The organism is Mesorhizobium helmanticense (assembly GCF_003034915.1).
Classification (GTDB): domain Bacteria; phylum Pseudomonadota; class Alphaproteobacteria; order Rhizobiales; family Rhizobiaceae; genus Mesorhizobium; species Mesorhizobium helmanticense.
The window spans coordinates 112,244-124,185 of the sequence record NZ_PZJX01000038.1 but is presented as its reverse complement, the minus strand read 5'-3'; the positions used below and the strand labels follow the sequence as shown (position 1 = coordinate 124,185).

At 63.1% G+C, this 11,942-nt stretch carries 13 protein-coding genes; 8 read left to right on the top strand and 5 right to left on the bottom strand.

Features of this window, described 5'->3' with window-relative positions:
- Positions 1 to 23: 23 nt before the first annotated feature.
- Both torT and C9427_RS20400 read right to left on the bottom strand, forming a co-directional pair.
- On the bottom strand, positions 24 to 1,082 hold the full coding sequence (gene torT, locus C9427_RS20405; RefSeq protein WP_107650900.1) for a TMAO reductase system periplasmic protein TorT: 1,059 nt from the start codon (positions 1,080 to 1,082) through the stop codon (positions 24 to 26).
- Between the two features lie 216 nt (positions 1,083 to 1,298).
- Positions 1,299 to 2,675 (bottom strand): aspartate aminotransferase family protein, encoded by a 1,377-nt coding sequence (locus C9427_RS20400; protein ID WP_107650899.1) that lies wholly within the window; start codon positions 2,673 to 2,675, stop codon positions 1,299 to 1,301.
- A 164-nt stretch (positions 2,676 to 2,839) separates the two neighbouring features.
- Between C9427_RS20400 and C9427_RS20395 the strand changes: the two genes are divergently transcribed.
- Genes C9427_RS20395 through C9427_RS20385 form a run of 3 tightly spaced genes read left to right on the top strand, consistent with a single transcriptional unit; the run spans position 2,840 to position 5,096 of the window.
- Positions 2,840 to 3,526, top strand: coding sequence for a GntR family transcriptional regulator (locus tag C9427_RS20395; RefSeq protein WP_107650898.1), 687 nt, complete (start codon positions 2,840 to 2,842; stop codon positions 3,524 to 3,526).
- A 2-nt stretch (positions 3,527 to 3,528) separates the two neighbouring features.
- The gene (locus tag C9427_RS20390) at positions 3,529 to 4,695 is read left to right on the top strand and encodes an NAD(P)/FAD-dependent oxidoreductase (RefSeq protein WP_107650897.1); all 1,167 of its coding nucleotides are present in this window, start codon (positions 3,529 to 3,531) and stop codon (positions 4,693 to 4,695) included.
- Between the two features lie 14 nt (positions 4,696 to 4,709).
- Positions 4,710 to 5,096: an ester cyclase gene (locus C9427_RS20385; protein WP_107650896.1), complete on the top strand. Its 387-nt coding sequence runs from the start codon at positions 4,710 to 4,712 to the stop codon at positions 5,094 to 5,096.
- Here the strand turns inward: C9427_RS20385 and C9427_RS20380 are convergent.
- From C9427_RS20380 to C9427_RS20370, 3 genes are read right to left on the bottom strand one after another with little or no spacing between them, the layout of a single operon-like run.
- Complete coding sequence (locus tag C9427_RS20380) at positions 5,093 to 5,854, bottom strand: SDR family NAD(P)-dependent oxidoreductase (protein WP_107650895.1); 762 nt, start codon at positions 5,852 to 5,854, stop codon at positions 5,093 to 5,095. The genes C9427_RS20385 and C9427_RS20380 overlap by 4 nt on opposite strands.
- Positions 5,851 to 6,765, bottom strand: a complete 915-nt coding sequence (locus C9427_RS20375) for an aminotransferase class IV (RefSeq protein ID WP_107650894.1) — start codon at positions 6,763 to 6,765, stop codon at positions 5,851 to 5,853. The genes C9427_RS20380 and C9427_RS20375 overlap by 4 nt, the downstream gene beginning before the upstream one ends.
- A 59-nt stretch (positions 6,766 to 6,824) precedes the next feature.
- Complete coding sequence (locus C9427_RS20370; protein WP_107650893.1) at positions 6,825 to 8,192, bottom strand: aminotransferase; 1,368 nt, start codon at positions 8,190 to 8,192, stop codon at positions 6,825 to 6,827.
- 100 nt (positions 8,193 to 8,292) lie between these two features.
- Between C9427_RS20370 and C9427_RS20365 the strand changes: the two genes are divergently transcribed.
- The 5 genes from C9427_RS20365 (at position 8,293) to C9427_RS20345 (ending at position 11,929) form a co-directional block, all read left to right on the top strand.
- Positions 8,293 to 9,180 (top strand): transketolase, encoded by an 888-nt coding sequence (locus C9427_RS20365; protein WP_107650892.1) that lies wholly within the window; start codon positions 8,293 to 8,295, stop codon positions 9,178 to 9,180.
- Entirely contained in the window at positions 9,177 to 10,154 is a 978-nt protein-coding gene (locus C9427_RS20360) for a transketolase family protein (RefSeq protein WP_107650891.1), read from the top strand. Before C9427_RS20365 ends, C9427_RS20360 begins: the two co-directional genes overlap by 4 nt.
- Before the next feature lie 84 nt (positions 10,155 to 10,238).
- The gene (locus C9427_RS20355) at positions 10,239 to 10,916 is read left to right on the top strand and encodes a GntR family transcriptional regulator (protein ID WP_107650890.1); all 678 of its coding nucleotides are present in this window, start codon (positions 10,239 to 10,241) and stop codon (positions 10,914 to 10,916) included.
- Positions 10,917 to 11,187: 271 nt separating this feature from the next.
- On the top strand, positions 11,188 to 11,589 hold the full coding sequence (locus C9427_RS20350) for a hypothetical protein (RefSeq protein ID WP_245437119.1): 402 nt from the start codon (positions 11,188 to 11,190) through the stop codon (positions 11,587 to 11,589).
- 55 nt (positions 11,590 to 11,644) lie between these two features.
- Complete coding sequence (locus C9427_RS20345) at positions 11,645 to 11,929, top strand: acylphosphatase (protein ID WP_107650888.1); 285 nt, start codon at positions 11,645 to 11,647, stop codon at positions 11,927 to 11,929.
- Positions 11,930 to 11,942 lie beyond the last annotated feature (13 nt).

Here is an 11,942-nt window from a genome sequence, read left to right as displayed (position 1 = left end):
GAAGACCTTCTGGAGGCCCGATGTTACTCGACCGAGAATTCCGGGCGCCAGCCGTCCGGCGCGAAGATCTGGGTCGTATCGATCTTATCGATATTATCCTTGGTGACGATACCGGGAGCAACCAGAAGCACCTTTTCGTGCTCCTTCTTTTCCAGGGCGCGGACCGCGAGGTCGACGCCGATGCGCCCCATGATGACCGGATATTCGGTGGCAAAGCCGAGCACCGAGCCGTCCTTGACCGCTTTCAGCATCGTCTGGTTCTCATAGGACGACATGATCGTCACATTGCTCAGGCCGGCATCCGCCACCGCGCCGATCGCCGCCTCGGCGGTCGGCGCGCCACCCCAGATGACGTTGACGTCCGGATGCGTCTGCAGCGCGTCCTCGACCAGCTTGAGCTGTGCCGGGACGCTCGCCTCGCCGAACATCTCGGCCAGCAGCTTGACGTTGCCGGTCTTGGTGCTCTCGCGGAAACCGTCCATGTAGGTTTCAGCCCAGCCGCTACCCTGCGGCCCGGGGAAGGCCACCGCCGAGCCCTGCTTGTCGCCCAGATATTTCTTCACGTATTCGCCGGTCTGGAAACCTTTCTGGAAGAAGTCGGGTGTGATGCGCGCGGTGATCGGCGTCTCCAGGATCGGGTTGGCGACAGCGATATTGACAATGCCCTTGCCCATGCCCTCGCCGATCTTGGCGGCAACGCCTGCTTCCGAGATCGCCGAGATCAGGATCGCGTCGGCGCCTGAGGCGACACAGTCGTCATACTGCGAAATCTGCTTCGGCAAGGCGGTGTAACCGCCAGCCTGCAGCACCGTCACCTTGACGCCCAGCCGCTTGGCTTCCTCGACGATGCCGTAGTCCACCGAGACCCAGTAGCTGTCCTGCAGATGCGGGAAAAGCACGCACAGCTTCCAGGGCTTCTCAGCCTTTTCGAGCGGCTTGTATTCGATTTCCTCGACCTTCTTCAGGTCGCCGTCCTTGGCGGAAGCGATCTTGAAGGGCCACCAGTCCGCGGCTTGCGCCATTCCGGCTGACAGCATCGTGGCCGACACGGCCAGGGCCAGTGTTTTCTTCAGTCCGTTCATCTGGAAATCTCCCATTTGCTTAACCGCCCCTGCGGTCGTTTCTCTGCGTCCGGCGACTGAAGCGTCGGCCGGCGCTCACCTGTCTTTTGTATTCAGTCGCGCCACTTCTTCGTTGGCTTCTTCGGGTCTTTCACACAACTTACATCTTATATCTTATGTGTCAACGCAGCGGCGGGCCTTGCCGATGGAGGTCGCGCCCGCCCCGCGAAAGTCTGGTCAGGCCGGTGATCCGACCTGCCTGGCGGCGGCCTCGAGCGATCTTTCGAATGCATCGACCATGCTGTCGACCTGCGGCTCGGTGATGATCAGCGGCGGACAGAAGGCGATTGCATCGCCCATGTTGCGCGAGATCACGCCGTTCTGCTGCAGGAACCCGTTGACCAGCCCGCCCAGCGCGCCGACGGCGCCCCAGGGCGTCTTGCTCGCCTTGTCGCCGACCAGTTCTACCGCCGCGATCAGGCCGACGCCGCGCACCTCGCCGACGAGCGGATGCGAAGCCAGTTTGCGCAGCCGTTTTTGCATATGCGCACCGACCGTGCGCGCATTGCCGACAAGGTCGCGTTCCTCGATCAGGTTCAGGTTCTCGAACGCGACCGCCGCCGCGACGGGATGGCCGCCGCCGGTGAAGCCATGCCCGAACGTGCCGATGCGATTGCTTTCATCGGCAATCGGCTCGAACACCTTCTCGTTGATCAGCAGCGCCGAGATCGGCAGGTAGGACGAAGAAATCTGCTTCGACATGACCATGATGTCGGGCCGGATGCCGAAGGTCTGCGAGCCGAACATCTCGCCGGTCCGGCCAAAGCCGCAGATCACCTCGTCGGCGACGAGCAGTATGTCGTATTTCGACAGCACCGCCTGGATCTTCGCCCAATAGCCGGCCGGCGGAACGATGACGCCGCCGGCGCCCATGATCGGTTCGCCGAAGAAGGCGGCGATGGTTTCCGGTCCCTCGGCCAGGATCAGCTTTTCCAGATCGTCGGCAAGCCGGCTCGAAAACTGCTCTTCGCTCTCGCCCGGCAACGCCTCGCGCCAATAGTGCGGCGAAGAGGTGTGCAGAACATTGGCGATCGGCAGGTCGAACGAGATATGATTGTTGGGCAGGCCGGTCAGGCTCGCCGCGGCAATGGTGACGCCATGATAGCCCCGCTTGCGGCTGATGATCTTCTTACGCTCCGGTTGGCCAAGCGCATTCGACCGGTACCAGATCATCTTGATGGCCGTATCGTTGGCTTCGGAGCCGGAATTGGTGAAATAGGCCTTGCTCATCGGCACTGGCGCCATTTGCACCAGTTTCTCGGCCAGATCGATCAGCGGCGAATGCGATTTCGAGCCGAAGTCGTGATAGAAGGGCAGCTTGGCCATCTGCCGTGTCGCCGCCTCGACCAGCCGCTTCTCCGAAAAGCCCACCGCCACGCTCCAGAGGCCAGCCATTGCCTCGATGTAGCGGTTGCCGGCCAGGTCCTCGACATAGATGCCGTCGCCCTTCTCGATGATGAGCGGCCCGGACTCCTGATGCTTGCGGGCATTGGTGTAGCCATGCATGTGGTAGTTGATGTCGCGGGCTTCGGGCGAGTTCGGTCGTGCGTCCATAAGGTCCTGTCCTGCCTGCTTCCAGGGATATTCCCGCGCTTGCCCGCCACTCGGCGCGCATTGGCGTTCCCTCTTGCATTATGCTGTTTGATGCATCATGTTTCTTATAAGATATAGTGTCAAGCCCCTTTCCTGTGGGCTGGCGAGGATGGGGCGGAGACGTAATGCAGGCTTTCAGCTTCGAGACCCTCGAACGCGAGAACCTTGGTGAAACGGTCTATTCCCGTGTCGCCGAAGCGCTGATCAAAGGGCGGTTCGCGCCTGATGCGAGGCTCACCATCCGCGACCTCGCTCAATCGCTGGGAACCAGTGTGACGCCGGTCCGGGACGCCATCCTGCGGCTGATCCAGGACGAGGCGCTGGTGCAGAAATCGGCGCGCGAGGTGCGTGTTCCCATCATCACGCTGAGGCGCTATCGCGAAATCCGCCAGATCCGGCTGAAGCTCGAAGGGCTCGCCGCGCGGGAAGCCGCGCTCAAGGCGGCCGCCAAGGATGTCGAACATCTGCGCGGCCTTATTGCGTTGAACGAACGGGCGATCGCCGATAAAAACTGGACGGAGGGACTGGCGCTCAACCAGACCTTTCACTTCGCGCTGGCCGACATCGCCGATATGGTGGTGCTGCGCGGCATACTGAACCGGCTCTGGCTGCAGATGGGCCCGCTGATTGCGGAATCATATCATGAGGGCGGCCGTGCCATGATCGAGAACCACTATGCGGTGCTTGCGGCCGTCGAGAAACAGGATGCCGACGCCGCCGAGCGGGCGATTGTCGCCGACATAACGGAAGGTGGAGAAGTGATCCTCGAACGGCTCATCAGCAGGCACGACGTCAAGGCCGGGACCGCCTGAGCATGGACCATGTCGACTGCATCGTCGCCGGCGCCGGCGTTGTTGGCCTTGCGATCGCGCGAGACATGGCGCGCCGCGGCATGGACACGCTGATCCTCGAGGCCGCGAACGCTATCGGCACCGGGACCAGTTCGCGCAACTCCGAGGTCATCCACGCCGGCATCTATTATCCCGTTGGATCGCTGAAGGCGCGCTTCTGCGTCGCCGGTCGCAACATGCTCTACCGTTATTGCGAGGAGCACGCGGTCCCGCACGCGCGCTGCGGCAAGCTCATCGTCGCCGCGAATGCCGGCCAGGAGCCGGTGCTTGCCACCATCCGGGCCAATGCATCGGCTTGCGGCGTCGATGACCTGGTGCCTCTGACCGCCGCCGAGGCGCTCACACTGGAGCCCAGGCTGCGCTGCACGGCGGCGCTGCTGTCCCCCTCCACCGGCATCATCGATAGCCATACGCTGATGCTCGCCTTGCTGGGCGACGCCGAGGAGCATGGCGCCGCACTCAGCCTCAACACAAGCATAGTGTCCGGCCGCATCGAACGTGGGCTCACCAAGGGTGGACTCATAGTGCTCGACACGATCGACAGCACAAGCGGCGAGCGCTTTGAAATCGCAACCAAATCCTTCATCAATGCAGCCGGACTCGATGCCACGGCGCTTGCCCGATCGATCGACGGGCTCGATCCGCAATTCGTCCCGGAACTTCGCTATGCCAAGGGCAATTATTTCTCGGTCGCCGGCCGGGCTCCCTTCTCGCGGCTCATCTATCCCGTGCCCGAACCCGGCGGGCTCGGCGTGCATCTGACGCTCGATCTCGACGGCGTCGCCCGCTTCGGGCCGGACGTCGAATGGACGGATACGCTCGACTACCGCGTCGACCCGGGGCGCGGCGAACGCTTCTACAGCGAGATCCGCAAATACTGGCCGGACCTTGCCGATGGCGCCCTGCAGCCGGCCTATAGCGGCATCCGGCCGAAACTTTCCGGTCCCGGCGAGGCCAACGCCGATTTCGTCGTCCAGGATGCTTCGGTCCATGGCATTGACGGCCTGGTCAATCTGTTCGGCATCGAAAGCCCCGGCCTGACCTCCAGCCTGGCGATCGCCGACCATGTCGCACAGCGCCTCGCGGCGAGCCGGACTCAAAACCGGGGCGCCAAATTTGCAGCCGGGTAGTGAGAGACATTGCCATGACCGGAACCACCCTCGCCGACATCTACCGGGACTACATCGCCTGCCTGAACAAGCAGGACTGGCCGAGGCTGGGACAGTTCGTTGATGACGACGCGATCCACAATGGCCGGCGGCTCGGCCTGTCAGGTTATCGCCAGATGCTGGAGCGAGACTTCGACGACATTCCGGACCTTTATTTCAACGTCCGGATGCTGATTGCCGATCCGCCTTACATAGCGAGCCGGATAGATTTCGACTGTTCGCCAAAGGCTAATTTCCTCGGCCTCCCATTGAACGGCAAGCGAGTCTCCTTCTCGGAGAACGTGATCTACGAATTCCGCGACGGGAAGATCGTGCAAGTTTGGTCTGTCGTGGACAAGGCGGCTATCGAAGCTCAGCTTTAGATCCCATCAGACTTAGATGCCATGAGACCGGCGGTTTCTCCGCCATCGACGCTGATCACCGCGCCGTTGATGAAGCTTGCAGCCGGCGACATCAGCCAGGCCACCGTCTCGGCCACATCTTCGGGCGTGCCGAGGCGACCGACCGGAATGCGGCTTTCCAGCGCCTGCCGGCGGCCGGGAATGGCGAGCGTCTTCGCCATCATCTGCGTGGCGATCTGGCCGGGACACAGCGTGTTGAAACGAACCTCGGACCCATATTCCAATGCCAGCGCCTGCGCGAGACCGATCAGTGCCGCTTTGGACGCCGTATAGATCGCCAGGCCTTGCTCGCCGACGAGGCCGGCGACCGAGGATATCATGACCACGGAACCACGGCCGGCGCGCAATCCCGCCAGCGTGTGGCGGGTGAACAGATAGGCCGAGGTCGTGTTGGCGGTCATCGTCCGCTCCCAGTCGGCGAGCGTGGTCTGGTCGAAGGCGAGCCTGGCGCCTGTTCCGGCATTGTTGACCAATCCGGCGATGCTGCCCTTGCCGATCTCCAGAGCCATAGCGACCGCGCGTTGGCAGTCGGGCTCACTGGTGGCGTCGCCAGCCGCGAATACCGCCTGTGGAACCGCGTCCATCACCGCTTGAGCGGCATCCCGGTCGCGCCCGGTGAAGACGACGCACGCACCATCGGCAGCGAGGCGACTGACACAAGCAGCACCGATGCCGCGCGTGCCGCCCGTCACCAGGAAGACGCGTTCCGCCGCGCTCACGGCGTGTAGTCGACCGGGCTGGAGAGCCAACCGGCATCATGCTTGGCCCAATAGAGGTCGTGGATGCGGCTGGTGATAGGTCCGGGCTTGCCATTGCCGTAGATGCGGCCGTCAAGCACCGTCACCGGCATGATGCCGCCCGCCGAACTGGTGATGAATATCTCGTCGGCATCGCGCAGTTCCCCGATGGCGAGCGGACGCAGTTCGCAGCCGACGCCGGCCTCAGTAGCCAGCTCGATGACGCTGCGGCGCGTCATGCCTTCGAACACGCCGCGGTCGGGCGTCGTGATGACATCGTCCTTCACGACAAAGACGTTGAACCCGGCGCCCTCGGTCACATGCCCTTGCCCGTCGGTGAGCACCGCAACGGTGGCGTTCTTGTCATAAGCCTCGAAGATACCCATGGTGAGGTCGAGCCAATGAAAGTTCTTGAGGCGTGGATCGACCGATTCCGGCGGGATGCGCTGTACGGAACTCACCACCATCTTCAGCCCGTCACGGCGCTGCTCGTCATTGGCGATCCACACGAAAGGCTGGGCGAAGGCATAGAAGCGGTTCTCGCAAAGCCTGGGGTCGCGGGTTCCGCGCGGCGGCACGCCGCGCGTGCAGGTCATCTGCACATAGGCGTCGCGCAGCCCGCTGCGGCGAACGCATTCGACCAGGATTGCGGCGATCTCGGTCGAGGAATAGGGCAGGCTCATGCGCAGGCCGCGCATCGAGGCCTGGAAGCGTTCGATATGGTCGTCGAGCCGGAAGAAGCGCCCCTTCCATACATGGGTGACATCATAGGTCGCGTCGGAGCGCACGAAACCGCGGTCGGTGAGCGGAATGGTAGCCTCAGTCAGCGGCACATAGGCTCCATTGACGAAGGCGATTCCATCAGCTGGATCGTGGGATATCCTGTCGTTCATACAAACCTCCGCTGAAGCAGTTCACTGGAATAGTAGACACAAATCGCGCCTTTCGCGCCTCAGAGACCGAGACTGGTTCGCGTGTCCTCGATCGCCAAAGCGAGGGCATGGACGAGTTCGTCCAACTGCTCGGGTTCGACGATGTAAGGCGGACACAGCGCCAGCACGTCGCCCATGTTGCGCAGGATGATGCCGCGCGCGCGGCAGGCGCGCTCCACCTGCGCACCCACTTTCGCCTCGGCCGGAAAGCTCTGCCTGGTCCGCCGGTCGGCGACAAGCTCGACACCGGCGATCAGGCCGACGCCACGGATCTCGCCCACCATGGGATGATCGGCAAGCGCCTCGTGCAATGCCGCATGCATATGCGAGCCGAGCGCGCGCGCACGCCCGACCACATCGATTTCGTGATAAATCCGCAGCGCCTCCGCCGCCACCGCCGAGGTCACGGGATGGCCCGAATAGGTGAAGCCATGACCGAACCCGCCATTGCGATGCCCCTCGTCGGCGATCGCCTGGTAGAGCCTGTCCGACACGACCACCGCCGCGATCGGCAGATAGCCCGACGACAGGCCCTTGGCGACCGAGAACATGTCCGGCACGAAGTCGAAGGTCTGGCTGCCGAACCAGTTGCCGGTGCGGCCGAAGCCGCAGACGACTTCGTCGGCCAAAAGCAGGATGTCGTGTCGGTCGAGCAGCTGGCGCAGCCTGGCAAAATAGTCTCGCGGCGGCACGATGACACCGCCCGCCGCCATGACAGGTTCGGCGATCATGGCGGCGATGGTGTCAGGGCCGGCCTTGAGGATCATCGCCTCCAGCTCGTGGATCAGGCGATCGGCAAAGTCGTCCTCGCTCTCGCCTTCATGTCCTTCCCGATAAAGATGCGGCTTGGTGGCATAGAGGATATCGTCGCTGTTCGTGCCAAATGAGCGATGCATATGCGGCAGGCCGCTGAGCAGCGCGCCCATCACGGTGCTGCCATGGAACGCGCCCTGACGGCTGATGATGCGTCGCTTGTGCGGCATGCCGCGCGCCGCCTGATAATACCAGGCCAGCCGGATCATGGAATCATTCGCCTCGGAACCGGAATTGGCGAAGAAGATCTTGCACGGCGCCAGCGGCGAAATCGCCGCGATCTGCTCCATCAGGTCGATGCAAGCTTCGTTCGAGCGATGGTTGAAGGTGTGATAGTTTGCCAGCCTGGCGAACTGGGCGCCGGCAGCCGCTGCAAGCCTGGCGTCGTTGAAGCCAAGCGATGCGGTCCACAGGCCCGCCATGCCTTCGATATAGCGCTTTCCGGTGTCGTCGTGGACATGCACGCCATCGCCGCTCGAAATGACGAAGGGGCCCTCCTGTTCATGCCGCCGCGGATCGGTCTGCGAATGCAGATGCAGGCTCATGTCGATGGCGCGGGCCGAATTGTGGAGCATGTCCTCAGTCCTGCGGCAGACGAATTAAGTTGCGGGTCCACTCAGTATCTTATAACTTATAAGTTGTCGAGTATCGGATTCAATCAGGAGGAGACAAGGCATGGCGTCATCAGGCGCAAACCGGTGGCCGAGCAACAGTCCGGGCGGCCGGATCTCGGACGAACAGGCGGCGCGTCTGCGCGAGCGGGCACGCTTCGTACGGCTCGAGACGATCCGCCTGATCTCGATCGCCAAGGTCGGCCATTATTCGTCGGTGTTCTCCTGCGCCGAGATCTTTTCGGTCCTCTACTACGACACGATGAAGCTCAGGCAGGGCGAACCGGCCTGGCCCGACCGCGACCGTTTCCTGATGGGCAAGGGCCATGCCGCCGTCGGCCAGTTTCCGATCCTTGCCGATCTCGGCTACTTCGACAAATCCTGGCTCGACGATTACACACGGCTCGGCAGCCCGCTCGGCGATCATCCCGACATGCGCAAGGTGCCGGGCGTCGACTTCAGTTCGGGCTCGATCGGCCATGCGCTGTCGAATGGCGTCGGCATGGCTTTGGGCGGCCGCTTCCAGAACCAGGACTTCAATGTCTTCGTCCTGCTCGGCGACGGCGAGATGCAGGAAGGACAGGTATGGGAGGCAGCGCTGAGTGCCGCCAGCCATCGTCTGAGCAAGCTCGTCGCCATCATCGACCGCAACGGCTACCAGCTCGACGGCAAGGTCGACGATGTGGTGGCGATCGAGCCGCTCGATGAGAAATGGCGCGCCTTCGGCTGGGACGTGCATGAGGTCGACGGCCACGACGTCGCAGCACTCGCCAATTTGCTACGCGCCGTAAAAGCCGACAGCGCGCGTGAAAAACCGTGCTGCATCATCGCCAGGACCGTCAAGGGTAAGGGCATCGACTACATGGAGACCGAGCCCGGCTGGCATCTTGGCTATCTCGCGCCCGAGGACGAGGCGCTTGCACGCGAAGCGATCCTGGCTGGTGCGCAATGAACCGCGCCCTCAACCCGGAGTCCTGGCAATATCGCGAGCTCAACAAACGCGCGCCCTCACTTGCCACCCTCGCCAACACGCTAATCGAGCTGGCGGAGGCCGGCCATCCGGTGGTCGCCGGCACCGCCGACTTGCAGCACTCTAACGGCCTGATCGGCTTTGCCCGGCGCTTTCCCGAGCGCTTCACCCAGTTCGGCATTTCCGAGCAGAACATGGTCTCGGCCGCGGCCGGCATGGCCACGACTGGCGTCATGCCCTATGTCGCGACCTTCGCCTCCTTCCTGGCGCTGCTCTGCTGCGAACAGATCCGCATGGATGTCGCCTATTGCGCGCAGCCGGTCCGCCTGATCGGCCACCACACCGGCATCTCGCTCGGCTTCTACGGCACCTCGCACCACGCCACTGAGGACATCGCCATCATGCGCTCGATCGCCGACCTGACCGTGGTGTCGCCCGCCGACGGACCGCAATTCGCGGCCGCGCTGCGCGCTTCGGTCAATCATCCGCAGCCGATCTATTTCCGCATCGCGCGCGGCCATGATCCGGTCCTCTACGCCGATGACGCGCCGTTCGAATTCGGCAAGGCCGTCGTCCACGGCATCGGCGCCGATCTCACCATCATCGCCTGCGGCATGCCGGTCCATCCGGCCAAAGCGGCGATGGAAGCTTTGAACAAAAAGGGCCATTCCGTCGGCCTGATCGACATGCATACGATCAAGCCGCTCGACCGCGAGGCGGTCATGGCGGCAGCGCGCAAATCGCGCATCGTGCTCACGGTCGAGGAACACAATGTGCTGGGCGGTCTCGGCGGCGCGGTCGCTGAAGTGATGGCCGAGGAAGGCGGCGGCGCACGGCTTGTGCGCCATGGCATCAAGGACGAGTTCAGCCTGATCGCACCGCCGACCCATCTCTACAGGCACTATCAACTCGACGCCGCCGGCATCGAAAGCGTTGCACAGTCTTTGCTCGCATAAACAAAAGGAAAAACGCGTCTATTGGCTGTATCTTGTCGAATCAGTGCCGATGCCTAAAACAAGGATGTCGAGGAGAACGACGCCGTGAACATTCAGCCGCTCGAACAGGGCAATCTTTCGGCGCGCGCCTATGTTGCGCTTCGCGAGGGATTGATCGCGGGCCAGTTCCGGCCCGGCCAGAGGCTGGTGATGCAGGATCTGGCCGACCGGCTCGGCACCAGCGTCACCCCTGCCCGCGAGGCTTGCCTGCGGCTGGTCAGCGAACGCGGCCTCGAACTGCGCTCGGGCCGTTTCGTCACCGTTCCCGCCCTGACGCTGGCGCGCTATATGGAAGTGCGCACCATCCGGCTCTCGCTGGAGGGCCTGGCGGCCGGCCTTGCCGCCGAGCACGCCACCCCTGAGGATGTAGACAAGCTTACCGGCATCCAAAAACTCTTCGAGAAGGCCGACCGGGCCGGCGACCCCGACCAGTCATTCCGCTACAACAGGGACTTCCATTTCACCGTCTACCGGCTTTCCCGCATGGAAATGCTGGTCGCCCACATCGAGAGCCTGTGGGTCTCGATGGGGCCGATGCTCACCGTCTTCTTCAACGAAGGCGAGCACAAATATGTCGGCGCGGCCGAGCACGAGCGGGTGATCGAGGGGCTACGGGACAAGGATTCCGCCAAGGCCCGTACTGCGATGGAGCGAGACCTGATCCTCGGTGGCGAGGATTTCCTGCGCTTCCTGCGCGCCCACAAGGAATTCGTCGCGGCTTGAGGCTGGAACGCCTGCATCGCCAGCAATTTCAACAGCTTGCAGCGCCGCTTTGAATCAGGATTTCACCTGCCGCTGGTTCAGACCGTCGTCACCTGCCCCCGTCACCCCCGAAGTCGCCCGCAGTCAATCGAGCGGCACATGACTGCCATGCCCATTATGGCAGAGCCCTGACGGCCTTTTCCGCGACGGAGGGGAACCATAGTCCGGCGCGGTGGTTGTGTGGTCACCAAGATGGTCCTCCTCGAGCAAAACGGAAGGAAAGGTCATGCGCATGTTGACGATGATCGCCGCCCTTTCGGGACTGGCCCTGGCGCAGCCGATCCACGCGCAATCCCTCGACCCGCTCCCGCAAATCGACCCCCCGGCCCAAGGAATCGTGCCTGATCAGACGCCGCCTGGCGAAATACCGCCTGACCAAGGTTTTTCCGATCAGAATTTTACCGGTGTCGCGATCATCGCTCTCGAGGATCTGCCGCCGGATCTCAAGACGCAGGCAGAGGCGGTGATTACCCAGACCAGCGCCGAGGATTTGCATGTCCTGCAAAGCTCGATCGACGCATCGCCGCAGGCGACGTCGGCGCTGGCGGCTAACGGGCTCAACTCTTCGCAGGTTGTCGCTGCCAACGTCGACGGCGACGGCACCTTGACGCTGATCATCCAGACAACGACGTGATATGCGATCCGGGTGGACTGGGCACTCGACTTGACCCGTCCGCACGGAGGCGGCCATGGGCGAAGGGCGCAAGGCAATCAGCGTCAGGATCGGCGGAAGGGTGCAAGGCGTCTCCTTTCGTGCATGGACACGCAACGAGGCCGAAAGGCTCGGCCTTGCCGGATGGGTCCGCAATGAAGACGACGGATCCGTAGCAGCCCTGATCGTCGGGGCCGAGGGCGCGGTTTCGACGATGATGAACCGGTTCTGGAGAGGGCCGCGCGGGGCGTCGGTCTCCAGCGTGACATTCCAGGACATCGATCCCGGCCGGGAGCGCGACGGATTCAGGATCATCGGCTAGCAGGGCACGCAGC

Excerpts from the sequence above, each read along its gene's own strand:
- C9427_RS20390 (WP_107650897.1), top strand. The coding sequence starts at position 3,529 with ATGGACCATGTCGACTGCATCGTCGCCGGCGCCGGCGTTGTTGGCCTT.
- C9427_RS20395 (WP_107650898.1), top strand. The coding sequence starts at position 2,840 with ATGCAGGCTTTCAGCTTCGAGACCCTCGAACGCGAGAACCTTGGTGAA.
- torT (WP_107650900.1), bottom strand. The coding sequence starts at position 1,082 with ATGAACGGACTGAAGAAAACACTGGCCCTGGCCGTGTCGGCCACGATG.
- C9427_RS20365 (WP_107650892.1), top strand. The coding sequence starts at position 8,293 with ATGGCGTCATCAGGCGCAAACCGGTGGCCGAGCAACAGTCCGGGCGGC.
- C9427_RS20370 (WP_107650893.1), bottom strand. The coding sequence starts at position 8,192 with ATGCTCCACAATTCGGCCCGCGCCATCGACATGAGCCTGCATCTGCAT.
- C9427_RS20385 (WP_107650896.1), top strand. The coding sequence starts at position 4,710 with ATGACCGGAACCACCCTCGCCGACATCTACCGGGACTACATCGCCTGC.
- C9427_RS20360 (WP_107650891.1), top strand. The coding sequence starts at position 9,177 with ATGAACCGCGCCCTCAACCCGGAGTCCTGGCAATATCGCGAGCTCAAC.
- C9427_RS20375 (WP_107650894.1), bottom strand. The coding sequence starts at position 6,765 with ATGAACGACAGGATATCCCACGATCCAGCTGATGGAATCGCCTTCGTC.
- C9427_RS20345 (WP_107650888.1), top strand. The coding sequence starts at position 11,645 with ATGGGCGAAGGGCGCAAGGCAATCAGCGTCAGGATCGGCGGAAGGGTG.
- C9427_RS20400 (WP_107650899.1), bottom strand. The coding sequence starts at position 2,675 with ATGGACGCACGACCGAACTCGCCCGAAGCCCGCGACATCAACTACCAC.
- C9427_RS20350 (WP_245437119.1), top strand. The coding sequence starts at position 11,188 with ATGTTGACGATGATCGCCGCCCTTTCGGGACTGGCCCTGGCGCAGCCG.